This is a genomic window from Alsobacter sp. P4_H11 (genome assembly GCF_056400925.1).
In genome coordinates this window covers 339220-362929 of record NZ_JBFUKI010000006.1, presented here as the reverse complement: position 1 = coordinate 362929, position 23710 = coordinate 339220, and the positions used below count along the sequence as shown (strand labels likewise).

The window sequence follows — 23710 nt, the reverse complement described above, 5'->3', positions numbered from 1 at the left end:
GCCCGCCCGCCTCAGCTGTCCATCTTCAGGGCGGCGATGAAGGCTTCTTGCGGGATCTCGACGCGGCCGAACTGGCGCATGCGCTTCTTGCCCTCTTTTTGCTTGTCGAGGAGCTTGCGCTTGCGGGAGACGTCGCCGCCGTAGCACTTGGCGGTGACGTCCTTGCGCAGGGCCGAGATGGTTTCGCGGGCGATGATCTTGCCGCCGATGGCCGCCTGGATCGGGATCTGGAACAAGTGCTGCGGGATCAGCTCCTTGAGCTTCTCGCACATGGCGCGGCCGCGCATCTCGGCGCGAGTGCGGTGCACAAGCATGGAGAGCGCGTCCACCGGCTCGGCGTTGACGAGGATCGACATCTTCACGAGGTCGCCGGCCTTGTAGTCGGTGATGTTGTAGTCGAAGGACGCGTAACCTTTCGAGATCGACTTGAGGCGATCGTAGAAGTCGAACACGACCTCGTTCAGCGGCAGGTCGTAGATCACCATGGCGCGCTTGCCGACATAGTTCAGGTCGACCTGCGTGCCGCGCCGGTCCTGGCAGAGCTTGAGGATGCTGCCGAGATACTCGTCCGGCGTCAGGATGGTGGCGCGGATCCAGGGCTCCTGGATCTCCTCGATCTTCATGATGTCCGGCATGTCGGCCGGGTTGTGCAACTCGACGTGCTCGCCGTCGCGCAAAGCGAGCTTGTAGATCACCGAGGGCGCGGTGGCGATGAGGTCGAGGTTGAACTCGCGCTCCAGCCGCTCCTGGATGATTTCGAGATGCAGCAGGCCGAGGAAGCCGCAGCGGAAGCCGAAGCCGAGCGCGGCGGAGCTTTCCATCTCGTAGGAGAAGCTGGCGTCGTTGAGGCGCAGGCGGCCCATGGCGGCGCGCAGGTCCTCGAAGTCGGCCGCGTCCACCGGGAAGAGGCCGCAGAACACCACCGGCTGGGCCGGCTTGAAGCCCGGCAGGGCCGAGGCGGTCTGGCGGCGCGTCTCCGTGATGGTGTCGCCCACGCGGGTGTCGGCGACCTGCTTGATCTGGGCCGTGATGAAGCCGATCTCGCCGGGACCGAGCTCGGCCTGGTCGGTCATCTTTGGCTTGAACACGCCGATGCGGTCCACCGAATAGCGGGCGGCCGCGCCCATCATGGTGATGTCCGCGCCCTTCTTGAGCACGCCGTCGATGACGCGCACCAGCACGACCACGCCCAGATAGGCGTCGTACCAGCTGTCCACCAGCAGAGCCTTGAGCGGCGCGGTCTCGTCGCCCTTCGGGGGCGGCAGCTTGGTGACGATGGCCTCCAGCACGAGGTCGATGCCAAGCCCGGTCTTGGCCGAGATCGGCACCGCGTCGGAGGCGTCGAGGCCGATGACCTCCTCGATCTGCGCCTTGATGCGGTCGGGCTCGGCGGCGGGCAGGTCGATCTTGTTGAGGACGGGCACGATCTCGTGGTTGGCGTCCAGCGCGTGGTAGACGTTGGCGAGCGTCTGCGCCTCGACGCCCTGCGAGGCGTCCACGACTAGCAGCGAGCCCTCGCAGGCGGCCAGCGAGCGGCTGACCTCATAGGCAAAATCGACGTGGCCGGGCGTGTCCATGAGGTTCAGGATGTAGGTCTTGCCATCCTTGGCCTTGTAGTCGAGCCGCACCGTCTGGGCCTTGATGGTGATGCCCCGCTCGCGCTCGATGTCCATGCTGTCGAGCACCTGCTCGACCATCTCGCGTTCCTGCAACCCGCCGGTGGACTGGATCAGCCGGTCGGCCAGGGTCGACTTGCCGTGGTCGATGTGGGCCACGATCGAGAAGTTGCGGATGTTGGAGATGGGGTGCTCGCTCATCGCGCCGGAATAGCAGCCGGGCGTTGGATTTCCAAGCGACACGGCGGCGCGGGGCGCTTGATTCGAAGCGCCGGCCCGGCGAACCTGCGGCGGTCACGCTTCCGGAGCCGCCATGACGGTCACGACCCGCATCCTCGATCCCGCCGCCGCCCGCGACGCCCTGCCGGCGCTGGTCGATATCCTGGTCGGCTGCGTGAAGGGCGGGGCCTCGGTCGGCTTCATGAACCCGTTCGGGCCGGAGGACGCGCGGGCTTGGTGGCGTGGCGTGGTCGACGACCTCGCGGCCGGGCGCCTCGCGCTCGTGGCGGCTGAGATCGACGGCCGGGTGGTCGGAACCGCGCAGCTGCATCCCTGCGCCAAGCCGAACCAGCCGCACCGGGGCGATGTCGCGAAGGTGCTGGTGCATCCGGGCGCGCGGCGCCGCGGCGTGGCCGAGGCCCTGATGGCGACGGTCGACGCCGAGGCGCGCCGGCGCGGCCTCACGCTGCTCACCCTTGACACAGTGACGGGCTCGGCCGCCTCCTCGCTGTACCGCAAGGCGGGCTGGACGGTGGTCGGCGACATTCCGGACTACGCGCTGTGGCCGGACGGGGGCCTGTGCTCCACGACGGTGTTCTTCAAGCGGCTGTGAGGCGCACATGCAGGTCACGATCCGCGACGCGACTGAAGACGACCTGCCGGCCATGCTGGAGATCTACAACGACGCCGTGCTGAACACGACGGCGGTGTGGACCATCCACACGGCGGACCTCGAGAACCGCCGCGCGCTGATGCGCGAGCGCAAGGCCAAGGGCTACCCGGTGCTGGTCGCCACGCTGGGCGACATGCTGCTCGGCTATGCGAGCTTCGGCGATTTCCGCCCGTGGGACGGCTACGCCCACACGGTGGAGCACTCGATCTACGTGCACCAGCACCACCACGGCAAAGGCGTCGGCAAGGCCATGATGCCGCCCCTGATCGCGGCCGCGCGGGCGCTCGGCAAGCACGTGATGGTGGCCGGGATCGACGCGTCGAACACGTCCTCGCTGCAGTTCCATAAGCGCTTCGGCTTCAACGAGGTTGGGCGCATGCGCGAGGTGGGGTGGAAGTTCGACCGCTGGCTCGACCTCGTGCTGCTGCAGAAGATGCTGGACTGAAGACGCTAGCCTGGGCACGTCCGGCGGCCTCGCGGCAGCCATGCGGCCAAGCCTCTGGCGTGGATCGCGCCCGTTCGGCAAGGTGATCGCGGCGGCGTCCGCCTCCCTGCCTGCGGAACCTCCGCCTTGACCCCCATCGTTTTCGCCGCCGCCCTCCTGAGCGCCTTTCTGCATGCGGCCTGGAACGCGGCGGCGCGGAGCCGCCCCGAGCCCGGGCTGGCGCTCGCCGCCGTGGTGATCACGGCTGGCTTCTTGATGCTGCCTGGCGTGCTGTGGCTCGGCCTGCCGCCCCCGCGGGCGCTGATGTGGCTGGGGCTCGGCACGGCCTTCAACCTCGTCACCATGCGGGCCATGATGGCCACCTTCCGGCGCCTGCCCTTCGCGCTCGGCTACCCGCTGGTGCGCGGCGTCGCGCCGCTCGGCGTTACGCTGATCGGCTGGCTCGCGGTGGGCGAGCGCGTCACCCCCATCACGTTCGTGGGCATCGTCGCGATCTCGCTGGGCGTGCTGCTGCTGGCCTTGTCGGCGCGACGAGGCGAGCGCCTCGACAAGGTCGGAATCGGGCTCGCGATGCTGGCCGGGCTCGCCAACGCGCTGTTCGTGGTCACGGACGCGCAAGGCGTGCGGATCGCGGGCGATCCCATCCAGTATGGCTGCGCGGTGTCCGTCGCCAACGCGATCACGATGGCGGCGCTGCTCACGATCGAGGGGCCGGGCGTGCGGCGCGCCTACAAGGGCAATCTCGGCTTCAGCAGTCTGGCCTGCCTGATGTCGAACGGCTCCTACCTGCTGGTGCTCTACGGCTTCACGCACGGGCCCGTCGGCGCCGTCGCGGCGCTGCGCGAACTCTCGATTTTCTTCGGCGTGCTGATCGCGGCCGTGGGGCTGAAGGAGCCGGTTGGTTGGCTGCGCTGGACCGCCGCCCTGGTGGCGCTAGCCGGCGTAGCGGTGATCCGGCTGGGGTAGCGACAGCGTACCGCCGCTGGTATGATCCAGTCATACCGCCGGAGAAAGCGATGCCAGCACCTGAGAAACGCACCTTCAGTCTTCCCGTCGAGCATGCCGCGTTCATCGACGAGAAAGTCGCGTCTGGAGATTACGCATCCGCTAGCGAAGTTGTACGGGCGGGCCTTCGCGCGTTGAAAGAGCGCGACGACGCCGTGGAGCGCTGGCTCCGGGAAGATGTGGCGGCAACCTACGACGCCATTCAGGCTGACCCAACCCGCGGCGTACCGGTTCGCGAGGCCTTCGCCATTTTGAGATCCCGGCGGACGCCGAAGGGGTGAAGCGGCGCGAAGTCGTTCTTGCGCCAGAGGCGATCGATGATCTGGGCGCACTGTTTGACTGGATCGCAAGCGCAGCTGGCGAGGTCGTTGCGCGCGGCTATATCGACCGTATCGAGCGTTATTGTTTCAACTTCGACATGGCGGGAGAGCGCGGTTTAGCGCGCGATGACATTCGGCCGGGATTGCGCATCATTGGCTTTGAGCGCCGCATAACGCTGGCTTTCTCTGTCGGACCGGAGACCGTGACGATCTTGCGAGTATTCTACGGCGGGCAGGATTGGACGTCGGCTCTGACGTGAACGCTACCGCCCCTCCAGCAGCCTGCTCACAACCCGCGCCGTGTAGTCGACCATCGGGACGATCCGCCCATAATTGAGCCGCGTCGGGCCGATCACGCCCACGACGCCGACGATCTTCTGCGAGGCGTCTCGGAACGGGGCCGCGATGAGGGACGAGCCGGACAGCGAAAAAAGTTTGTTCTCCGAGCCGATGAAGATCCGCACGCCCTCGCCCTGCTCGGCGCGGGCCAGGAGCTCGATGACCTCCTTCTTGGTTTCGAGATCCTCGAACAGGAGGCGGATACGCTCCAGGTCCTCCATGGCGCGGAGGTCTTCCAGGAGGTTGGCCTGACCGCGCACGATGAGCTGGCGGTCGTCGCCCCGGCCGCCCCAGCTTGCGAGGCCGCTCTCCACCAGGCGGGCGGTGAGCGAATCGAGCTCGGATTCGGCGCGGGTGCGCTCGTTCTCGACTTCGCTGACGAGCTCGCCGAGCGTGCGGTCGCGGATGCGGGCCGACAGATAGTTCGAGGCTTCCACCAGCGCGCTGGCCGGCAGGCCGGGCGGCAGGTCAACGATGCGGTTTTCCACCGCGCCGTCGTCGCTGACCAGCACCACGAGGGCGCGGGCGGGGTCGAGGCGGACGAATTCGAGATGCTTGAGGCGGGCGGTCGCCTTGCTGGTCGCCACCACGCCGGCGCCGCGCGACAGGCCGGACAGCAGCGACGAGGCTTCTGCCAAAATTGCGTCGGTGTTCTTTTGCTGGCCGGAGGCGCGCACCTCCGCTTCGATCCGCGAGCGATCCTCGGTGGTGACGTCGCCGACCTGCAGCAGGGCGTCTACGAAGAAGCGCAGGCCCGCCTCTGTGGGCAGGCGCCCGGCGCTGGTGTGCGGAGCGAATAGGAGGCCGGCCATCTCGAGGTCGGACATCACGTTGCGGATGGACGCCGGCGACAACGCCATGGGGAGAATGCGCGAGAGATTGCGCGAACCCACCGGTTCGCCGGTCGCCAGATAGCTTTCCACGATCCGGCGGAAGATCTCGCGCGATCGGTCGTTCAGGTCCAAGAGCGCCCGGCTGGTCGGCTGCGCCACTGTGCTCACATCCTCGACTTGGCCCCGCCATCGCGAGGACCGTTCTTATTGTTGGGCGTTCGGCAGGCTGCAATCAAGGCTCTGCGACGCTTGAGCAGCGCCGGGCGGGCGCTTTGGGCGGGGAAACCGACGGCCGGCCCGCCTTGCTCTCCTGCCCGGCGGGGCCTAGAACGCCCGCAACCTTCGTTTCAATAGACAGGATGCCCTCATGCGACCCTCCCGCCGCGCGCCCGACGAGCTGCGCAAAGTGAGCCTGGAGCGCGGCGTGGCCCGCTACGCCGAGGGCTCGTGCCTGGTGAAGTTCGGCGAAACGCATGTGCTGTGCACGGCCTCGCTGGAAGAGCGCGCCCCGCCATGGCTGCGCAACACCGGCAAGGGCTGGGTGACGGCCGAATACTCCATGCTGCCGCGCGCCACGCATGAGCGCACGCGCCGCGAGGTGACGTCCGGCAAGCCTTCCGGCCGCACGCAGGAAATCCAGCGCCTGATCGGGCGTTCGCTGCGCTCCGTCGTGGACCTGACCTCGATCGGCGAAAAGCAGATCGTGATCGATTGCGACGTGATCCAGGCCGATGGCGGCACCCGCACAGCCGCGATCACGGGCGGCTGGGTGGCGCTGCACGACTGCATCCAGTGGATGCGCGGCCGCTCCATGCTGACCGGCAATCCGCTTAAGGATCACGTCGCGGCGGTGTCGTGCGGCATCACCAGGGGCGCGCCGGTGCTCGACCTCGACTACGCCGAGGACAACGGAGCCGAGACCGACGCCAATTTCGTGATGACCGGAACCGGCGGCCTCGTCGAAATCCAGGGCACGGCCGAGGGCAAGCCGTTCTCGGAGGAAGAGTTCCTGACGCTCATGCGGCTCGCCAAGCAGGGCGTCGCGCAGCTGGTCGAGCTCCAGAAGCTCGCCGTGATGTAGGGAGGCCGACATGGCCCGCAAGCTTTCCGGCACGGTGGTGATCGCCACCCACAACAAGGGCAAGCTGAAGGAAATGCAGGAGCTCCTCGCCCCGCATGGCCTCACGGCCGTGTCGGCCGGGGAGCTGGACCTGCCCGAGCCGGACGAAACCGGCTCGACGTTCGCCGAGAACGCCCGGATCAAGGCGCAGGCCGCCGCGATGGCGGCCAACCTGCCGGCCGTCGCGGATGACAGCGGCATCTGCGTGGCGGCCCTGGAGGGTGCGCCGGGCATCTATTCGGCGCGATGGGGCGGACCCGAGAAGGATTTCGGCGCCGCGATGCAGAAGGTCGAGGCTGGCTTGCGCGAGCGCGACGCCTTCGAGCCGGACCAGCGCCACGCCTGGTTCATCTCGGCGCTCTGCATCGCCTGGCCCGACGGCCATGTGGAAGAGTTCGAGGGCCGGGTCGACGGCACGCTGGTCTGGCCGCCGCGCGGCACGGCCGGGTTCGGCTACGACCCGATGTTTTTGCCGGACGGCCACAGCCGCACATTCGGCGAGATGTCGGCCGAGGAAAAGCACGGCCTGCCGCCGCACGGGCTCGGCCTGTCGCACCGGGCGCGAGCCTTCATCCTGCTGGAGCAGGCCTGCCTGGCCTGAGCAGGCCAGGCCTTCCAATCCGGTCGCCTTTTTGCAGCCGGGATCCGGTCCAGCTTGCGCCGCAACGCACCGGCTTATTCAGGTTGTCGCTGAATGAGGCCGCCCCGATGAACGATTCCAAGCACCTGCTCGCCGCCACCGCATCCTTTGTCCGCACGGCGTCCGGCCAGATCGTCACGTCCGTTGCGGCAGCCCTGTGCGTCGCCGCGATCACGAACGCCGTCGTGGGAAAGCCGCAGCCCGTGCAGCCGCCCGCGATCGTTCTGGTCGCGCCGTCCACGCCCAGCGCAGCGCCGGTCGAAACTGCCGGGCGGGTCGCGGCTGCTCCCCAGGCGGCGTCGTTCACGATCACGGGCGCATTTCCGATGCAGGCCGAGCTGGCGCACGGTTTTCCGATGGACGGCGACCCCGGCTTCCAGACATCCCTCTCGCGGCCCTTCGCGGCCCTGGCTGGCGGCGCCTGGGCCGAGCCTCGGCTGAGCTACACCGTGATGGCGGCCGACGAGCCCGCGCCCGCGCCCCGCCGCAAGGTCCAGGCTGTCGCGACCGCCAAGCCGGCCCGGCCCGCCCCCGTCGTGGTGGCGGCCGTCGCGGAGCCGCCGGCCGCGCAGGGCGCAGCCGCCGAACAGGCCGATCATGACGGCCCGCGCATCTTCGGTTTCCGCACCCCCAAGCTGCTGCCCAGCATGGGCGACGTCGTAGGCGGCGTCACGGCCGCGGCCTCGTCCCTGACCCGGCTGGCGCGCTTCGACTGACGACGCGACCCAATCCCGCCGCTTGAATGAAAAAACCCGCCCGGATCGCTCCGGGCGGGTTTTCGTATGAGCTCAGAGGCCGACCGGGCCGAGGCCCGATCGGCGGGGCGATTACTCGCCCTTGTTGGCGCGCTTGAGGGCGGCGCCCAGGATGTCGCCGAGCGAAGCGCCGGCGTCAGCCGAGCCGTACTGCGCGATGGCTTCCTTCTCTTCGGCCATCTCGAGCGCCTTGATCGAGACCTGCACCTTGCGCGACTTGCGGTCGAACATGGTGACGCGGGCGTCGATCTTCTCGCCGGGGGCGAAACGCTCGGGACGCTGGTCCTGGCGCTCGCGGGCGAGCTCGTTGCGCTTGATGAAGGCCGTCAGGTCGGTGCCGACAATCTTGACCTCGAGGCCGGACTCCTTGACCTCGGTGATCTCGCAGGTCACGACCGCGCCCTTCTTGACGTCGCCAGCCGCAGCCGCATCCGCGAAGGGATCGCCGCCGAGCTGCTTGATGCCAAGCGAGATGCGCTCCTTCTCGACGTCGACGTCGAGGACCTGCGCCTTGACGATGTCGCCCTTCTTGAACTCCTCGATGACCTGCTCGCCAGGGCGATTCCAGTCGAGGTCGGACAGATGGACCATGCCGTCGACGTCGCCGTCCAGGCCGATGAACAGGCCGAACTCGGTCTTGTTCTTGACCTCGCCCTCGACCACGGTCCCGGAGGGGTTCTTCTCGGCGAAGGCCTCCCAGGGGTTCTGCAGGGTCTGCTTGAGGCCCAGCGAGATGCGGCGCTTGACGGGATCGACCTCGAGGATCTGCACTTCCACTTCCTGCGAGGTGGAGACGATCTTGCCGGGGTGGACGTTCTTCTTGGTCCACGACATCTCGGAGACGTGGATGAGGCCTTCGATGCCGGGCTCCAGCTCCACGAAGGCGCCGTAGTCCGTGATGTTGGTGACGCGGCCCGAGAACTTGGCGTTGACCGGGTACTTGGCCTCGATGCCCTCCCACGGATCAGCAAGCAGCTGCTTGATGCCGAGAGAGATGCGGTGCGTCTCATGGTTGATCTTGATGATCTTGACCTTGAGCTGCTGGCCGATGGTTACGACCTCGGACGGGTGGTTCACGCGGCGCCAAGCCATGTCGGTGACATGCAGCAGGCCGTCAATGCCGCCGAGATCGACGAACGCGCCGTACTCGGTGATGTTCTTGACGACGCCGTCGACGGTCTGGCCTTCCTCGAGGTTCGCGACCAGCTCGGAACGAGCCTCGGCGCGGGTCTCTTCGAGGACGGTGCGGCGCGACACGACGATGTTGCCGCGGCGGCGATCCATCTTGAGGATCTGGAACGGCTGCGGCACGCCCATGAGCGGGGTGACGTCGCGGATCGGGCGGATGTCGACCTGCGAGCGCGGCAGGAACGCCACGGCGCCGTCGAGGTCGACCGTGTAGCCGCCCTTGACCTGGTTGAAGATCACGCCCGTGACCTTCTCGTTCTTCTCGTACGAGACTTCGAGCTTGACCCAGCTCTCCTCGCGGCGAGCCTTGTCGCGCGAGATGACGGCTTCGCCGAGCGCGTTCTCGATGCGGTCGAGATAGACCTCGACTTCGTCGCCGACCTCGAGGACGCCTTCGCGGCCGGGTCCGGTGAACTCGCGGAGGGCGACGCGGCCCTCGGTCTTCAGGCCGACGTCGATGACGGCCATGTCCTTCTCGATGGCGACGACCTTGCCCTTGACGACCGAACCCTCGAGGGCGTCGGCGGCGGAGAAGGACTCATCGAGCATCGACGCGAAATCTTCGCGCGACGGGTTTTTCAAGGCTGCGGACATATGTTCTCCTGGGGCCATGGAGGCCCGGCGCCGGTGGTTTGCGTTGCGATGCGCTCCGTCTCGCCGATGCCTCCGCGAGAGCGAAGGCCCCCGCCATGGGCGGGCCGGCGCGAACCGACGATCAGGAGCGTGGTTCATTTCGGCCAGGGAGCCGGGGGATATCGACACGCGGGGCGACACGACAAGAAGGGCGCGGTGGACGCGCCCTCTTCTCCGGAACCGGTTCCTCGACCCCTTCGGGCGTCAGTCCGGCTCCCGCCTCGCGGCCTCGACATGAGCGACGGCAGCCTGGAAGGCCTGCTCTATACCCAAATCGGTCGTATCGAGCAAGCGTGCGTCGGGGGCGGCCACGAGGGGCGCAGTTGTGCGGCCCGAATCACGCGCGTCTCGCTTGCGGATGTCAGCCAGCACGTCCTCGTAGGGCGTCGTGTCGCCCCGGCCGGCGAGCTCGCGGTGGCGCCGGCGGGCGCGCTCCTCGGCGGAGGCGGTGACGAAGATCTTCACCTGCGCGTCCGGGCAGATCACGGTGCCTATGTCGCGGCCGTCCAGCACCGCGCCTTCGGGGCGCGCCGCAAACTGGCGCTGCCAGGCCGTGAGCGCGGTGCGCACCGCCGGGATGGCGGCCACCACGGAGGCGGCCTCGCCCATCTCGCGGCCGCGGAGACGCGATTCGTCGAGGTGCGCGAGATCGAGCGACTGCGCGGCCCGCACCGCCAGGGCTTCATCGCCGAGCGGATCGTTGTGGTCCAGCAGCGTGCGGGCGACCGCGCGATAGAGGAGGCCCGTGTCCAGATGGGGCAGGCCGTAATGAACGGCCAGCCGCTTGGCGAGGGTGCCTTTGCCGGATGCGGCAGGGCCGTCGATCGCGATGATCATGGCGTCAGGCCGAGAACCGGGCGCCAAGGCCCTGCATCAGGCCCTCGAAGGCGGGGAAGCTGGTGGCGATCATGGTGCGGTCGTCCACCGTCACGGGCTGGCGCGATGCGAGGCCCATCACCAGGAAGCTCATCGCGATGCGGTGATCGAGGTGGGTGGCGACGGTCCCGCCGCCTTGCGCCTGCCCGGCGCCGCCGCGCACCAGGAGATCGTCGCCCACGATGCTGTGGTCCACGCCATTGGCCGCAAGGCCGTCCGCCACCGCCTGCAGTCGGTCGCTCTCCTTGACGCGGAGTTCCTGGAGGCCGCGCATGCGGGTCTCTCCGGTCGCGAAGGCGGCCGCGACGGCCAGCACCGGATATTCGTCGATCATCGAGGGGGCGCGGCCGGCCGGCACGTCGACGCCGGAAAGCGCCGAGTGGCGGACGCGCAGGTCGGCGACGTCCTCGCCGCCTTCCTGGCGACGGTCGAGCTCGACGATGTCGGCCCCCATCTCGCGCAGGGTGGTCAGGAGGCCGATGCGCAGCGGGTTCATCATCACGCCCTCGACGACGATGTCGGAGCCGGGCGTGATCAGCGCCGCCACGATCGGGAAGGCGGCGGAGGACGGATCGGCCGGCACCACCACGTGGGCGGCCTTAAGCTCGGGCCGGCCCTCCAGGACGATGCGGCGGCCATGCTCGCCTTCGGTCTCCACCGTGACGGTCGCGCCGAAGTAGCGCAGCATCTTCTCGGTGTGGTCCCGCGACGCCTCTGCCTCGATCACGGTGGTGCGGCCCGGCGCATTCAAGGCGGCGAGCAGAACCGCCGACTTGATCTGCGCGGACGCGACCGGCGTGCGGTACTCGATCGGAAGCGGATCCTGCGCGCCCTTCAGCGTGATCGGGCAACGGCCGCCCTCGGCCTCCGACACCACCACCGCGCCCATGCGGGTCAGCGGATCCAGAATGCGGCGCATGGGGCGCTTGCGCAGCGAGGCGTCGCCATCGAACGTCGCCGTGATCCCGGCGCCTCCGACGACGCCCATCATCAGGCGCGATCCGGTGCCGGCGTTGCCGAAGTCGAGCACGCCGGCGGGCTCCCGCAGGCCGCCGACGCCAACGCCCTGGATGCGCCACGCGCCCTCGCCCGTGCGTTCGATCGTGGCTCCAAGTGCGCGGCACGCCTCGGCGGTGCGCAGCACGTCCTCGCCCTCGAGCAGGCCCTCGACGGTGGTTTCGCCGACCGCGAGCAGGCCGAAGATCATGGCCCGGTGCGAGATCGACTTGTCGCCCGGCGCGCGAACGCGGCCGCGCAGGCTCGCGCCGGGGCTCGCCGTGAGCGGCTGCGGGGCGCCGTGATGGGCCTCTGAGGCGGGCGAGCTGGACACCGTCGATCTCTCCGGGTGCGGGTTCCGAAAGGCTGGCCGCACCTAGCACAGGCGCACGGCGCCGTCACGCGGCGGGACCTCAAGCCAGGCAAGGACGAGCGACACGTTGACAGCCGGGGAACGGGCGACTAACCGAAGCCATCCCTTTTTCCCTGACAAGGCTGGTCCCAGTGGCGAAACCGGAACTCGGCACCAAGCGCCAATGCCAGAGCTGCGGCGCGAAATTCTACGATCTCGGCAAGGATCCGATCGTCTGCCCGAAATGCGGAACCACCTATACGGCGGCCGCGATCGCGCCGCCGACGCGGGGACGCGCGGCCGAGGTCGCCAATCGTGACGACGACGAGGAGACCGAAGAGGCCGGCGCCGGCCCCGAGCTCGTGTCCCTTGATGAAGTTGAGGCGGAGGAGAGCGGCAAGGAGCTGCCGACCGACGACGACGTCGAGATCGAGGACGACATCGCCGAAGACGACGACACCTTCCTGGAAGAGGAAGAGGCCGGCGACGATGACGTGGCCGACCTGATCGACGGCGAAATAGAAGACGACGAAGAGGCTTGATCCGATCGGCGAGGGCGGCTATAGACCCCCTCGCCGACGCAAGACGGCGACGCACCGGGGGGCCCCAACCCCCTGGTTTCGGTGAGTGGGGCCATAGCTCAGCTGGGAGAGCGCTTGAATGGCATTCAAGAGGTCGGCGGTTCGATCCCGCCTGGCTCCACCAACCGGAACTTTCCCGCCATCCGAGGCGGCGAGCTGCTAAACGCGCACTAATCCGACAATTTGTCTGCTTGCCTGAACGCCGTCGCGATTTTGACGGCGTTTTCGTGTGTTTTGCGCTCGCACGGCTGGATCTTGTGTTTTGTCGTTTAACACCCGTGTTTAAGTTAAAAAATGCATTCTGTTTACCCCATTGTCAGAAATGTCCCCTAACGGTTGTCAATACCAACCCCTAATTGTGCAACGCAGTTACGCGTACCGGGGGTGGCAAGGGGGATCGAGTCATGGCTTCTGGGCGAACAATCACGCGGTGGCTCCTGCTCGCGGGAGCAGGTCTGGGCACGATGGGGCTGGCATGGCTGGCCGCAAGCGCGAACCCGGCGCTGGGCCTCGGCGTCGGCGCCGTCTCGCTCGGATTCGTTCTGGCCGCCGCCGTCCACCTGGTCTGGGCCGAACCGGCCCTGGTGGTGACGACTGATGCTGAACGGGACGCTCAAACGGAGCTGACGCGCCTGCGGGCGGCGATCGACAGTTCGCCCACCAACGTAATGATGGCCGACGAGAATCATCGCATCGTCTACGCCAACGAATCAGTTCGCCGGCTCTTTGCCGAGCACGTCACGGATTTCAGGCAGGCCCTGCCGCGCTTCGACCCGAACGGGATCATCGGCGAATCGATGGGGATCTTCCATCGGAACCCGGCCCATCAGGAGCGCATGGTGTCCGGCCTCACGGCCCCGCACGTCGCACGGGTCAAGGTTGGCCGGCGAACCTTCGATCTCGTCGTGTCTCCCATCCTGGCCAAGGGTCAACGCCACGGAGCCATGCTGGAATGGCGGGACGTGACCGCCGAGGTCGGCGCCCAGGACGAGATCGCCGCCGTGGCGGCGGGCGCGCAAGCGGGCGACTTCACGCACAGGCTGAGCGTGGACGGAAAAACGGGCTTCATCCGCCGCATCGCCGAGAGCATGAACGGCCTGTGCCAATCGATTGATTCGGCCACGTCCGAACTCGCCGCAAGCCTACAGTCGCTGGCGCAGGGGGACCTCACCCGGACGATCAGGACGCAGCATCAGGGGCGTCTCGGAGAACTGAGCGAAGCCTTCAACGACACCGTGGCGCGACTGGCCGAGACGGTGGCGACCATCCAGGGCACGGCCGCGGATGTCGGCCAGGCCGCCCGTGAGATCAACAGCGGCGCCGATGACCTGTCCGGCCGCACGGAGCAGCAGGCTTCGTCGCTGGAGCAGACGGCCGCCACCACCGAGGAATTGGCCGCGTCCGTGAAGGCCTCGGCGGCGTCGTCCCGCTCCGCTGTGGCGGCCGCCAATGATGCGCGCCGGGTCGCCGAGCAGGGCGGCAAGGTGGTGATCGAGGCCGTGGCCGCGATGGAGCGGATCGAGCAGGCGTCCAAGCGCATTTCGGACATCACCACCGTGATCGACGACATCGCGTTCCAGACCAACCTGCTGGCGCTCAACGCGGCCGTCGAGGCGGCCCGCGCGGGTGAGGCCGGAAAGGGGTTCGCGGTCGTGGCCTCGGAGGTGCGCACGCTCGCGCAGCGCTCCAGCGACGCCGCGAAGGACATCACCGGCCTGATCAACAGCTCGGCGCAGGAAGTGGCCGAGGGCGTGCGCCTCGTGCGCTCCACCGGCAGCGCGCTGGTCGAAATCGTGGACGCGTCGCAGCGGGTCGCCGGCACGGTGACGGAGATCTCGGACGCGTCCGGCGAACAGGCCAACGGCATCGACGAGATGAGCCAGGCGATCGCGCATCTCGACGAAATGACGCAGCAGAACGCCGCGCTGGCTGAGCAGAGCGCCGCTTCAGCCGCCACGCTGACATCGCAGCTGACGCGCCTCAATGATCTCGTGGCCCATTTCCGGGTGGATCAGGGCCGCCATGGCGGCGGTGAGCCCGCTCGGTTGCAGAGCCTGGCGGACGACGCCTTCAAGGGACGTCGGCGCGCTGTTCGCTAGAGCGAAGTTCGACCTGATTGCACCAGGTCGATCACTCTCGCTTCAGGTGGCCGGACGCTGCCCCGGGCGGCCGGCCAACCTGTCAGTTGCGATGATGCTGGAGCTGCGGCTGATCGGCGGAAAGGTCCGGCGCGGCCGGTTGAACACCCGACGGCAGGGTAGGCCGGCCCGGATTGGCGAGCGCGTAACGAAACATTGCGCGAGCGTAGATCAGCCCTTCGGCAAGGCCTTCGGCCTGTTCCTCGTAGGTGAAGTCGCCCGTGTCGAGCGCCTTGATCTCCGCGAGGGTCGCCTGCTCGAGCGCCTGGAGGGCGGCCGGATCGGCGTGTTCGGCGTGGTAAGCGGTGATTACAACCTGAAGAGCGCGGAGTAGGGCCGCGATCGTAATGGTGTCCACCGACGTGAGGGTGTCATCGGTCATTGCGCATCCTTTGATCCTGGAGGCTCCGCGGCCATTCTGGCGCTCGCCGCTGGCGCCTCATGCCGGGGTTTCGCCCCGGATTGCTCTCACGGTGAGCGAAGGATCAAAGCTTGAGAAGCAATCACAGGTTGTATCGTGCGTTGCAAATGCCGTTTTGAGAGCAATACCCTGCGGTTGCATCTCCGATGGTGAACACGCAATTAACCGGTGTCATGCGGAAGATGTTTATATGCGAAGTTTGAGGCGTTAACGCTCCTCAGGCGAGTTGCAGCGCGCTCATCTCTTCCTGCTCGGCGGCTTTCTCGGCCGCCCTTTCACGGGCCGATTCCCTTCGGCGCATGATCTCGTAGGCGATCGCGCCCGCGACCGTCACGGCGATCAGGATCAGGCCGAGCGCATTCACGGCCGGCGTGAGGCCGGTGCGCACCTTGGATGCGATGTAGATCGTCAGCGTCGTGTCGGTGCCGCGCGTGAACAGGGTGGTGTTGTAGTTCTCAAAGCTCTGGAAAAAGGCCAGCACGGCTCCGGAGATGATTGCGGGCTTGAGGTGCGGGGCGAGGATGCGGCGGAAAACCTGCCCGTGGCTGGCGCCCAGATCAAGCGCAGCTTCCTCCAGGCTGGAGTCGAAGCGCTGGAGGCGCGCCAGCACCATCAGCATCACATAGGCGGTGATGAAGCTCGACTGACCAATCACGGCCAGATGCAGGCCGCCCTTGACGCCCAGCCGGTCCCAGAACACCAGCGTCGAGATGCCGATGATCACGCCGGGCGTGAGCAGCGGCGACACCATCACGGCGTAGAGAAAACCGCGCGCCTTGGCGTGGACGCCGTTCAGCACCATCGCGGCGGCGACGCCGAGCGGCACCGAGACGACGATCACGAAGAAGCCGATGATGAAGCTGTTCTTGAGAGCCACCCACATGCCGGCGTCGTTGTAGAGCGCCTCGAACCACCGGGTGGTGGTGCCGAGCCATGGCGTCACGGTGGGGAAGCGGCTGGTGTTGAAGGTAGCGGCCGCCATCACGACGAGCGGCAGAAACAGATAAAGCAGGAACAGGCCCAGATAGATCGTCAGGAGACGGTCCGAAGCGCGGTGCGACTGCATCGGGGCCTCTACTTGGCGATGTCGGTCAGCCCGACCTTGAAGACGCGCATCATCGTGAGGATGAAGGCGACGCACAGGCCGAGCAGGATGAACGCATAGGCCGATCCGCGCGGCCAGTTCTGGGCCTCGAAGAACCAGCTGTAGATCGTCTCCGTGAACCAGCGCGTCCCCGGGCTGCCAAGGAGGGCGGGCACCACGTAGGAGGACGCCGCCAGCACGAACACCATGATGCAGCCCACCGCGATGCCCGGCTTGGCGTGCGGGATCACGACGCGCCAGTGGATGCGCCAGGTGGGCGCGCCGAGGTCGCGGGCGGCCTCGACCTGGTTGCGATCCAGCGTTTCCAGCGCGTTATAGAGCGGAAACATCATGAACAGCAGAAACGCGTAGGTCATGCCGATCAGCACGCCGCCGCTGCCCGACAGCCAGCGCACGGGGGCGTCGATGATCCCCAGCGCCTTCAGGATGATGTTCAGCGGGCCGCTATAGGCCAGCATGATGTACCACGAGAAGGTACGCAGGATTTCGTTGATCCAGAACGGGATCACGAGGATCAGCAACAGAAAGGACGCGCGCTCGGGCGTCGCCACCTTGGCGAGGTAATAGGCCACCGGGTAGCACACCACGAGGCAGATGAAGGTCACCAACGTGGCGCCCCAAAGGGTGCGCAGGAACACGCGGAAGTCGTCCGGGAAATCGAGGTTCAGGACGTCGATGCCGCGAAACAGCGAGGCGTAGTTCTCGAGCGTGTAGTGGTCCTTGGGCCCGCCCATCTCCACCATGGTGAGATTGGGATGGAAGGAATATTCCACCATCACGAAATAGGGCAGCACCACCATGGCGATGACCCAGATGGCCACGCCCGACAGCATCGCGAGCGCCATCCCGGTTCCGTAGCGCCGGAAGAGCTCGCTCACGCGGCGACCTCCGCGGCGACGGCGGCGTGCGATCCGCCGGCGCCCTCCGCCGCTCCGGCGTCGCCGCCGGTCGGCAGCACCACGGCGCTCTCGGGCGCGAAACCGAGCGCGAGCTCCACGCCGGGCGAAAGGCTCGGCAGCGCGCCGTCATTGGCGGCCTGCACGATGATCTCGCCGTCGGCGGCGCCGTTCAGGAACAGGTTGGCGAAGCTGCCCTCGAAATCCACGTGGTCAATGCGGGCCGACAGCCGGTTCGCGTCGTCCGTCCCCATGCGCAACCGCTCGGGACGCACGAAGAGCGTCGCCTGATCGCCGGCCTTGAGCGCCGGACCGGCGCGGCCGGACAGCATGCCGGCCGCCGTCTCGATGCGGGCTAAGCCGCCCGCGATTTCGGCGACGCGGCCGGAGAAGCGGTTGTTCTCGCCCACGAAGGTGGCCACGAAGGGCGTCTGCGGGGCGTCGTAGATCTCGGAAGACGGCCCGACCTGCTCGATCCGGCCGCGCGACATCACGGCGACGCGGTCCGACATCGTCAGGGCCTCGCCCTGGTCGTGCGTGATGTAGATGAAGGTGACGCCGGTGCGGCGCTGGATGGCGCGCAATTCGGAGCGCATGTGCTGGCGCAGCTTGAGATCGAGCGCCGATAGCGGCTCATCGAGCAGCATGACCTTGGGCTCCACGGCGAGCGCCCGCGCGATGGCGACGCGCTGCTTCATGCCGCCCGAAAGCTCGCTGATGCGCTTGTCGGCCGCGTCCGGCATGGCGATGAGCTCGAGGAGCTCCATGGCGCGTGCGCGGCGTTTCTCGCGAGGGACGCCGCGGACCTCGAGGCCGAAGGCGATGTTCTCCCACACGCTCATCAGCGGAAAGAGCGCGAGGTTCTGGAAGATCAGGGCGGTGGGCCGCTCGTTGGGGCCCTTGCCGGCCATGTCGACGCCGCCGATGCGGACGTGGCCCTCGGTAGGCTCGGTGAAGCCCGACAGAATCCGCAGGATCGTGGTCTTGCCGCAGCCGGACGGGCCCAGGAAGCTGAAGAACTCGCCCGCCCGGACGGTCAGGTTGATGTTGCGGACGGCCGTGAAGTCGCCGAAGCGCATGGTGACGTTGTCGAGTTCGACGTCCTGGCTCATGGGGCTCCAGAGGGTCGTTGCAGGCGCCGCCGCACGCGATCGGCCAGGGAGGGTCGTTCAGGCTGGGGCCATGGACGGGCGAAGCGAGCCCGCCCGTCCACGGCGCGTCGCGGGGTGTTACGCCGACATGAACTTCTTGGCGTATTCGGTGCGCTTGCTGATGAACCAGGACGGCTGGGCCGGCCACCACCAGAGCTTCTTCAGCGCGTCGCCCGGATAGGCGGTCTGGAAGAACTTCTTGGCGTTGGCGTCGGCGAGCTCAACCGCGCCCTTGGAGGTGGAGTTGGCCCCATAGGCGGCCGCCCAGGCGGCGCCGCCCTCGGGCGAGTTGATCCACGAGATCCAGGCGTAGACCTGCTCGAGGTTCTTGGCGCCCTTCAGCAGCACGAAGTTCTGCAGCCAGCAGACGGTGCCTTCCACGGGGGCGATGTAGCCGACCGGGAAGCCTTCCTTCATGAGCGCGGCCGCCGACGTGTCCCAGCACATGCCGACCGTGCAGCCGTTGGTGCGGAACGCGCCTTGGGCCTCGTTCTCGTTGGACCAGAACTGCGCGACGTTCTTGCGCTTAGAGAGGGCGAATTTGAGGATCGCGTCGTAGTTCGCGGTCATCTTGGCTTCGTCCGTGAAGCTCTCCTCGAACTTGTGCGGGAGCTTGCCCTGCGCGTCGAGGCCGCGGCCGATGGCGACGAGGCCCGAATGGCCGCGCAGCGTCAGCTTGCCGGCGTATTTGTCGTCGAACAGGTCCATCAGGCTGGCTTTGCCATAGACCATCGGGGCGTCCTTGGCGTGGTAGGTCAGCGACTCGCTGCCCCAAACCGAGGTCGTGCCATAGCGCTTGCCGTTGATCGTCAGCGCGTTGGCGGCGCCGCCCTGCAGGAACGCCGGGTCAATGCCCTCGATGTTCATGCGCTTCTCGTCCCACGGCTGGACGAAGTCGTTGTCGGTCCAGCTCAGCAGGCGGTCGGAGGTCGGCTCGCAGATGTCGAAGCTGCCGTTGGTGGCCGCGCCGGTCTTGGCCTGGGCGACCATCTCGTCCTGGCTGCCATAGCCGGTGAAGTTCACCTTGATGCCGGTCTTCTTCTCGAAGAGGGCGAAGACCTTCGGGAACTCGTCGTAGCCGGCCCAGCCGATGAAGTTGAGCACGCCGGACGACGCCAGCGAGCCGCGGATGATGGCCGGAGAGGCGACCGTCAGGGCGGCGGCGGCCGCGCCCGTCTTGATCAGCCCGCGCCGGGAAATGAGCCCGGCCTCGTTGTCGCGCTTCGTCATGATCTTACCCTCCGGAGTTCAGCCGTGGCTCGGCCGCGGCCACCGCGCCCGAACCGGACGCGATCGTTCTTTATTGACGCCAGTTTACGGGGCCGTGACGCAAAGGGAAGCCGCCAAAACGGGCTTCCCGGCGCGACCCCGAGCGGCGCGGTGGATGGGCGCGTGCGATCATGGTTCCCCTCCCACGGTCGTCCGGCGGGGCTTTCGCCCGTATGGGAAGCCTATGGTTGTGCCGGTCCGGCGCGCTCAGGCTTTGCGACGATGATTTGTCACATTGCGACAGCCGCGCCGCCCCTGCGCGTCGGCCGGGCTTGCGGGTCGCTTGACACCCCGCCGATCCGGCCTCAACCTGACCAAACGGTCAGGATTCAGATGCGCGGCCGCGCGCGTTACGGCGAAATGGGAGGGGAACCATGAGCGCCAACCGAAGCACCGCCGGGATCGCGTCCGGGCGCTTGAGCACGGCCGAGTACACGGCCAATTTCGGCGACCTCCATGCGCCGCTCGATCGCCACGAGGCGCATGTCGAGGCCGACCGCTGCTATTTCTGCTTCGATGCGCCCTGCCAGACCGCCTGCCCGACCTCGATCGACATCCCGCTGTTCATTCGGCAGATCCAGACCGACAACCCGATCGGGTCGGCCGAAACCATCCTGAAGGCCAACATCTTCGGCGGCATGTGCGCGCGGGTGTGCCCGACCGAAACGCTGTGCGAGGAGGCCTGCGTCCGCAACGAGGCCGAGGGCAAGCCGGTGAAGATCGGCCTCCTGCAACGCTATTCCACGGACGTGCTGCTGGATCGCGCCCATCAGCCGTTCCGGCGCGCGCCCGCCACCGGCAAGCGGATCGCCGTCGTGGGGGCGGGACCGGCGGGCCTCTCCTGCGCACACAAGCTTGCGGAGCACGGCCACGAGGTCACGGTGTTCGAGATCAGGCCGCGGCTCGGCGGCCTGAACGAATACGGCATTGCGTCCTACAAGGCGCCGGACGATTTCGCCCAGCGCGAGGTGGCGTTCATCCTATCGCTTGGCGGCATCAGGGTGGAGACCAACCAGCGGCTCGGCCAGGATTCCGATCTGGCCGGCCTGCGGGCCGATTTCGACGCGGTGTTTCTCGGCGTCGGGCTCAGCGGCGTCAACCAGCTCGGCCTTGCGGGCGAAGGCGAACTCGGCGGCGTGCTGGATGCGGTGGACTGGATCGCCACGCTGCGGCAGACGCCCGACAAGTCGAAGCTGCCGATCGGCCGCCGGGTGGTCGTGATCGGCGGCGGCATGACGGCCGTGGACGCGGCCGTGCAGGCCAAGCGGCTCGGCGCGGAAGAGGTCACGATCGTCTACCGCCGCGGCCAGGACGCGATGAAGGCCTCCCTCTACGAGCAACAACTGGCGCAAACCAACGGCGTGCTGATCCGCACCTGGGCGGCCCCCGCCGAGCTGACCGGCGACGCCGGGCAGGTCACGGGCGTCACCTTCGAGCGCACCGCCGAGGTCGCCGGCAAGCTCGCCGGAACGGGCGAGCGCTTCACGCTTCCGGCCGACATGGTGCTGTGCGCGGTCGGCCAGCTCCTCACCCCGGGCGATCTCGGCGGCGCGGAGACGCTCGCGCTCTCGGGCGGCCGGATCGTCGTGGACGACGAGCGACGCACCAGCTTGCCGGGCGTCTGGGCCGGCGGCGATTGCGTGGCCGGGGGCCAGGACCTCACGGTCTCGGCCGTGGAGGACGGCAAGCAGGCCGGCCTCAGCATCAACCGCGCGCTGATGAGCGCTGTCGCGGCGGCTCGCGCCGTGCACGCGGCCGAATAAGGGAGGGCGTCATGGCGGATCTGCGCACGAATTTTCTCGGCATCCGGTCTCCCAACCCGTTCTGGCTGGCTTCCGCGCCGCCCACCGATCGCGAGGTCAACGTCACGCGCGCTTTCAAGGCCGGCTGGGGCGGCGTGGTGTGGAAGACGCTGGGCTCGGAGGGCCCGCCGGTCGTCAACGTGAACGGCCCGCGCTACGGCGCTATCCACGGGGCGGACCGGCGCCTGCTGGGCTTCAACAATATCGAGCTGATCACCGACCGGCCGCTGCAGGTGAACCTTCAGGAGATCAAGGCCGTCAAAAAGGCCTTCCCCGACCGCGCCATGGTGGTGTCGCTCATGGTGCCCTGCGACGAGGAGAGCTGGAAGGCGATCCTGGCCGCCGTGGAGGAAACCGAGTGCGACGGCGTGGAGCTGAATTTCGGCTGCCCGCACGGCATGTCGGAACGTGGGATGGGATCGGCCGTCGGGCAGGTGCCCGAATATATCGAGATGGTGGCGCGCTGGTGCAAGCAGCATACGCGCATGCCCGTGATCGTGAAGCTGACGCCCAACATCACGGACATTCGCCACCCGGCGCGGGCCGCGAAACGCGGCGGCGCGGACGCGGTGTCGCTGATCAATACGATCTCGTCGATCGTGTCCGTGGATCTCGACCGCATGGCGCCGACGCCCACGATCGACGGCAAGGGCTCGCATGGCGGCTATTGCGGCCCGGCCGTGAAGCCGATCGCGCTCAACATGACGGCCGAGATCGCCCGTGACCCGGAAACGCACGGCATGCCGATCTCGGGCATCGGCGGCGTGACGACGTGGCGGGATGCCGCGGAATTCATCGCGCTGGGCTGCGGCACCGTGCAGGTGTGCACGGCCGCGATGACTTATGGCTTCAAGATCATCGACGAGATGACGGCGGGCCTGTCCAACTGGATGGACGAGAAAGGCTACGCGACCCTGGACGACTTCCGCGGCCTGGCGACGCCGAACGTCACCGACTGGCAGTACCTGAACCTGAACTACGTCACCAAGGCGGTGATCGACCAGGATCTCTGCATCAAGTGCGGGCGCTGCCATATTGCGTGCGAGGACACCTCCCACCAGGCGATCGCCAACTTGGTGGACGGCCGGCGCATGTTCGTCGTCAAGGACGAGGAATGCGTCGGCTGCAATCTGTGCGTCGAGGTTTGCCCCGTGCAGAACTGCATCACGATGCAGCCCATGGCGGCGGGCTCGGTCGATCCGCGCACTGGCCGGGTGGTGCAGCCTGGCTACAGCAACTGGACCACGCACCCCAACAACCCGATGGCGCAGGTCGCGGCGGAGTAGGGCCTCGCCGACCGGTATGGCCGGGCTTGGCCCGGCCATCGTCAAGCGGTCTCAGAGCGGCTCGCCGAAGCGCGCCACCTTGGCGCCGGGGACATCCACCTCGAACCGGATCAGGGTTCCGGCCTGGTAGACGCCGGTGCGGTCGGTCGCCAGCGAGGTCACGTAAAGGGTCTTCAGGTCCGGACCGCCAAAGCACGGCATGGTGGGCGAAGCCACCGGGAGCATGAGCTTTCGCTCGATGGTTCCGTCGGGTGCGATGCGGTTAAGGCAGCCGGCCGACACGCCCGCCGACCAGTAGTACCCCTCGGCGTCGCAGGCCGCGCCGTCGGGGCGGCCTTCCTCTTCCTCCATGACGCGGATGCGCCGCTGGTTGGAGAGGGCGCCGGTGCGCGGGTCGCAGTCGAAACACTGGATAAAGCGTAGGCGGCTGTCGGAATGAAACAGCCGCTTGCCGTCCGGGCTCCAGGCAAGCCCATTCGAGGTCATCAGCCCATCCGTCATGCGCTGGCAGGCTCCGTCTGGCGTCACCCGATACAGCGCCGCGATGGGCTGCTTCTGCTCGGGCGGGCGATCGTCCATGCTGCCGACCCAGAAGCAGCCATCCGGCCCGACCTTGCCGTCATTGAGACGGTTGCCCGGAATATCGGGCTCGGGCGCGACCAGCAGATCAAGCGATTCGGACCCGAAATCGAACAGGTAGACGCCCGTTTTAAGCGCGACGACGGCGCGGCCGTCCGCACAGAGGCCGAAGCTGCCGATCGCGGACGGCATTGTCCAACGCTTCAGGTCGCGTGTCGCGGCGTCGAGCCGGAAGAGCGCCGGCGCGGCGATGTCGACGAAATAGAGCGCGTTCTGGTCGGGCGCCCAGACGGGGCTCTCGCCGGTGCCGAGTGGGATGTCGATCAGCTGTTCGAAGCGGGGCGTTTCAACTCGCATGGCTGTTCCTTTGGGCCGTTTCGCGACGCAACTCTCATTGGCTTTATGCTTGCACAATGCATAGCTCGTCCCGACCGGCTTGGCTGCCGGTCCGCTTTGATATATCAGATCGCAC

The 23710-nt window shown here is 67.6% G+C and carries 23 protein-coding genes and 1 tRNA gene; 13 read left to right on the top strand and 11 right to left on the bottom strand.

Translation table 11 applies throughout. The features are described from left to right. Window positions 1-11 precede the first annotated feature (11 nt). Window positions 12-1817, bottom strand: coding sequence for a translation elongation factor 4 (gene lepA, locus AC1DSZ_RS13390; protein WP_476838846.1), 1806 nt, complete (start codon window positions 1815-1817; stop codon window positions 12-14). A gap of 112 nt (window positions 1818-1929) precedes the next feature. Between lepA and AC1DSZ_RS13385 the strand changes: the two genes are divergently transcribed. The 5 genes from AC1DSZ_RS13385 to AC1DSZ_RS13365 all read left to right on the top strand — a co-directional run bounded on the left by AC1DSZ_RS13385 (window position 1930) and on the right by AC1DSZ_RS13365 (window position 4538). Next, window positions 1930-2448: an N-acetyltransferase family protein gene (locus AC1DSZ_RS13385; RefSeq protein ID WP_476838845.1), complete on the top strand. Its 519-nt coding sequence runs from the start codon at window positions 1930-1932 to the stop codon at window positions 2446-2448. A gap of 7 nt (window positions 2449-2455) precedes the next feature. Next, window positions 2456-2953, top strand: coding sequence for an N-acetyltransferase family protein (locus AC1DSZ_RS13380; protein WP_476838844.1), 498 nt, complete (start codon window positions 2456-2458; stop codon window positions 2951-2953). Between the two features lie 126 nt (window positions 2954-3079). After that, complete coding sequence (locus AC1DSZ_RS13375) at window positions 3080-3919, top strand: EamA family transporter (RefSeq protein WP_476838843.1); 840 nt, start codon at window positions 3080-3082, stop codon at window positions 3917-3919. Between the two features lie 50 nt (window positions 3920-3969). Further along, window positions 3970-4239: a type II toxin-antitoxin system ParD family antitoxin gene (locus AC1DSZ_RS13370; RefSeq protein ID WP_476838842.1), complete on the top strand. Its 270-nt coding sequence runs from the start codon at window positions 3970-3972 to the stop codon at window positions 4237-4239. Further along, a complete protein-coding gene (locus tag AC1DSZ_RS13365) occupies window positions 4236-4538 on the top strand; it encodes a type II toxin-antitoxin system RelE/ParE family toxin (protein ID WP_476838841.1) in 303 nt (100 codons plus the stop codon). Before AC1DSZ_RS13370 ends, AC1DSZ_RS13365 begins: the two co-directional genes overlap by 4 nt. A 3-nt stretch (window positions 4539-4541) precedes the next feature. Here the strand turns inward: AC1DSZ_RS13365 and hrcA are convergent, their stop codons facing one another. Next, on the bottom strand, window positions 4542-5609 hold the full coding sequence (hrcA, locus tag AC1DSZ_RS13360) for a heat-inducible transcriptional repressor HrcA (protein ID WP_476838840.1): 1068 nt from the start codon (window positions 5607-5609) through the stop codon (window positions 4542-4544). Between the two features lie 208 nt (window positions 5610-5817). Between hrcA and rph the strand changes: the two genes are divergently transcribed. The 3 genes from rph to AC1DSZ_RS13345 all read left to right on the top strand — a co-directional run bounded on the left by rph (window position 5818) and on the right by AC1DSZ_RS13345 (window position 7926). Beyond that, the gene (gene rph, locus AC1DSZ_RS13355; RefSeq protein WP_476838839.1) at window positions 5818-6531 is read left to right on the top strand and encodes a ribonuclease PH; all 714 of its coding nucleotides are present in this window, start codon (window positions 5818-5820) and stop codon (window positions 6529-6531) included. Window positions 6532-6541: 10 nt separating this feature from the next. Next, window positions 6542-7171: an RdgB/HAM1 family non-canonical purine NTP pyrophosphatase gene (rdgB, locus tag AC1DSZ_RS13350; RefSeq protein WP_476838838.1), complete on the top strand. Its 630-nt coding sequence runs from the start codon at window positions 6542-6544 to the stop codon at window positions 7169-7171. A gap of 107 nt (window positions 7172-7278) precedes the next feature. Further along, window positions 7279-7926, top strand: a complete 648-nt coding sequence (locus AC1DSZ_RS13345) for a hypothetical protein (RefSeq protein WP_476838837.1) — start codon at window positions 7279-7281, stop codon at window positions 7924-7926. Window positions 7927-8037: 111 nt separating this feature from the next. On the opposite strand, the gene rpsA is transcribed toward AC1DSZ_RS13345, so the two are convergent. The 3 genes from rpsA to aroA form a co-directional block, all read right to left on the bottom strand. Further along, window positions 8038-9747 carry a 30S ribosomal protein S1 gene (gene rpsA, locus AC1DSZ_RS13340; protein WP_476838836.1) on the bottom strand — a complete coding sequence of 570 codons (1710 nt, stop codon included), beginning with the start codon at window positions 9745-9747 and terminating at the stop codon, window positions 8038-8040. Window positions 9748-9990: 243 nt separating this feature from the next. Beyond that, window positions 9991-10623 carry a (d)CMP kinase gene (gene cmk, locus AC1DSZ_RS13335; RefSeq protein WP_476838835.1) on the bottom strand — a complete coding sequence of 211 codons (633 nt, stop codon included), beginning with the start codon at window positions 10621-10623 and terminating at the stop codon, window positions 9991-9993. Window positions 10624-10627: 4 nt separating this feature from the next. After that, complete coding sequence (gene aroA, locus AC1DSZ_RS13330) at window positions 10628-11992, bottom strand: 3-phosphoshikimate 1-carboxyvinyltransferase (RefSeq protein WP_476838834.1); 1365 nt, start codon at window positions 11990-11992, stop codon at window positions 10628-10630. A gap of 170 nt (window positions 11993-12162) precedes the next feature. On the opposite strand from aroA, the gene AC1DSZ_RS13325 reads away from it, so the two are divergent. From AC1DSZ_RS13325 to AC1DSZ_RS13315, 3 genes are all read left to right on the top strand, one after another. Further along, window positions 12163-12552 carry a TIGR02300 family protein gene (locus AC1DSZ_RS13325; RefSeq protein ID WP_188520221.1) on the top strand — a complete coding sequence of 130 codons (390 nt, stop codon included), beginning with the start codon at window positions 12163-12165 and terminating at the stop codon, window positions 12550-12552. Between the two features lie 87 nt (window positions 12553-12639). Then, a tRNA-Ala gene (locus AC1DSZ_RS13320) sits at window positions 12640-12715 on the top strand. Window positions 12716-12995: 280 nt separating this feature from the next. Then, entirely contained in the window at window positions 12996-14690 is a 1695-nt protein-coding gene (locus tag AC1DSZ_RS13315; RefSeq protein ID WP_476838833.1) for a methyl-accepting chemotaxis protein, read from the top strand. Between the two features lie 82 nt (window positions 14691-14772). On the opposite strand, the gene AC1DSZ_RS13310 is transcribed toward AC1DSZ_RS13315, so the two are convergent. From AC1DSZ_RS13310 to AC1DSZ_RS13290, 5 genes are all read right to left on the bottom strand, one after another. Next, window positions 14773-15111, bottom strand: coding sequence for a hypothetical protein (locus AC1DSZ_RS13310; protein ID WP_476838832.1), 339 nt, complete (start codon window positions 15109-15111; stop codon window positions 14773-14775). A 256-nt stretch (window positions 15112-15367) separates the two neighbouring features. Continuing rightward, entirely contained in the window at window positions 15368-16216 is an 849-nt protein-coding gene (locus AC1DSZ_RS13305) for an ABC transporter permease (protein WP_476838831.1), read from the bottom strand. 8 nt (window positions 16217-16224) lie between these two features. After that, the gene (locus tag AC1DSZ_RS13300; RefSeq protein ID WP_476838830.1) at window positions 16225-17133 is read right to left on the bottom strand and encodes an ABC transporter permease; all 909 of its coding nucleotides are present in this window, start codon (window positions 17131-17133) and stop codon (window positions 16225-16227) included. Further along, entirely contained in the window at window positions 17130-18263 is a 1134-nt protein-coding gene (locus AC1DSZ_RS13295; RefSeq protein ID WP_476838829.1) for an ABC transporter ATP-binding protein, read from the bottom strand. Before AC1DSZ_RS13295 ends, AC1DSZ_RS13300 begins: the two co-directional genes overlap by 4 nt. A 117-nt stretch (window positions 18264-18380) precedes the next feature. After that, window positions 18381-19532 (bottom strand): extracellular solute-binding protein, encoded by a 1152-nt coding sequence (locus tag AC1DSZ_RS13290; protein WP_476838828.1) that lies wholly within the window; start codon window positions 19530-19532, stop codon window positions 18381-18383. Window positions 19533-19945: 413 nt separating this feature from the next. On the opposite strand from AC1DSZ_RS13290, the gene AC1DSZ_RS13285 reads away from it, so the two are divergent. Together AC1DSZ_RS13285 and preA are read left to right on the top strand one after the other, a co-directional pair. Next, window positions 19946-21334 carry an NAD(P)-dependent oxidoreductase gene (locus AC1DSZ_RS13285; RefSeq protein ID WP_476838827.1) on the top strand — a complete coding sequence of 463 codons (1389 nt, stop codon included), beginning with the start codon at window positions 19946-19948 and terminating at the stop codon, window positions 21332-21334. A gap of 11 nt (window positions 21335-21345) precedes the next feature. Next, complete coding sequence (gene preA, locus AC1DSZ_RS13280) at window positions 21346-22659, top strand: NAD-dependent dihydropyrimidine dehydrogenase subunit PreA (RefSeq protein WP_476838826.1); 1314 nt, start codon at window positions 21346-21348, stop codon at window positions 22657-22659. Window positions 22660-22710: 51 nt separating this feature from the next. Here preA and AC1DSZ_RS13275 read toward each other — a convergent pair whose 3' ends face one another. Continuing rightward, complete coding sequence (locus AC1DSZ_RS13275; RefSeq protein WP_476838825.1) at window positions 22711-23595, bottom strand: SMP-30/gluconolactonase/LRE family protein; 885 nt, start codon at window positions 23593-23595, stop codon at window positions 22711-22713. Window positions 23596-23710 lie beyond the last annotated feature (115 nt).

What these genes read in the sequence shown, in the direction of transcription:
- rpsA (WP_476838836.1), bottom strand. Translation starts at nt 9,747, where the DNA reads ATGTCCGCAGCCTTGAAAAACCCGTCGCGCGAAGATTTCGCGTCGATG.
- AC1DSZ_RS13380 (WP_476838844.1), top strand. Translation starts at nt 2,456, where the DNA reads ATGCAGGTCACGATCCGCGACGCGACTGAAGACGACCTGCCGGCCATG.
- AC1DSZ_RS13290 (WP_476838828.1), bottom strand. Translation starts at nt 19,532, where the DNA reads ATGACGAAGCGCGACAACGAGGCCGGGCTCATTTCCCGGCGCGGGCTG.
- AC1DSZ_RS13310 (WP_476838832.1), bottom strand. Translation starts at nt 15,111, where the DNA reads ATGACCGATGACACCCTCACGTCGGTGGACACCATTACGATCGCGGCC.
- rph (WP_476838839.1), top strand. Translation starts at nt 5,818, where the DNA reads ATGCGACCCTCCCGCCGCGCGCCCGACGAGCTGCGCAAAGTGAGCCTG.
- lepA (WP_476838846.1), bottom strand. Translation starts at nt 1,817, where the DNA reads ATGAGCGAGCACCCCATCTCCAACATCCGCAACTTCTCGATCGTGGCC.
- AC1DSZ_RS13305 (WP_476838831.1), bottom strand. Translation starts at nt 16,216, where the DNA reads ATGCAGTCGCACCGCGCTTCGGACCGTCTCCTGACGATCTATCTGGGC.
- AC1DSZ_RS13345 (WP_476838837.1), top strand. Translation starts at nt 7,279, where the DNA reads ATGAACGATTCCAAGCACCTGCTCGCCGCCACCGCATCCTTTGTCCGC.
- AC1DSZ_RS13370 (WP_476838842.1), top strand. Translation starts at nt 3,970, where the DNA reads ATGCCAGCACCTGAGAAACGCACCTTCAGTCTTCCCGTCGAGCATGCC.
- cmk (WP_476838835.1), bottom strand. Translation starts at nt 10,623, where the DNA reads ATGATCATCGCGATCGACGGCCCTGCCGCATCCGGCAAAGGCACCCTC.
- AC1DSZ_RS13295 (WP_476838829.1), bottom strand. Translation starts at nt 18,263, where the DNA reads ATGAGCCAGGACGTCGAACTCGACAACGTCACCATGCGCTTCGGCGAC.
- AC1DSZ_RS13315 (WP_476838833.1), top strand. Translation starts at nt 12,996, where the DNA reads ATGGCTTCTGGGCGAACAATCACGCGGTGGCTCCTGCTCGCGGGAGCA.
- AC1DSZ_RS13275 (WP_476838825.1), bottom strand. Translation starts at nt 23,595, where the DNA reads ATGCGAGTTGAAACGCCCCGCTTCGAACAGCTGATCGACATCCCACTC.
- preA (WP_476838826.1), top strand. Translation starts at nt 21,346, where the DNA reads ATGGCGGATCTGCGCACGAATTTTCTCGGCATCCGGTCTCCCAACCCG.
- rdgB (WP_476838838.1), top strand. Translation starts at nt 6,542, where the DNA reads ATGGCCCGCAAGCTTTCCGGCACGGTGGTGATCGCCACCCACAACAAG.
- AC1DSZ_RS13285 (WP_476838827.1), top strand. Translation starts at nt 19,946, where the DNA reads ATGAGCGCCAACCGAAGCACCGCCGGGATCGCGTCCGGGCGCTTGAGC.
- AC1DSZ_RS13385 (WP_476838845.1), top strand. Translation starts at nt 1,930, where the DNA reads ATGACGGTCACGACCCGCATCCTCGATCCCGCCGCCGCCCGCGACGCC.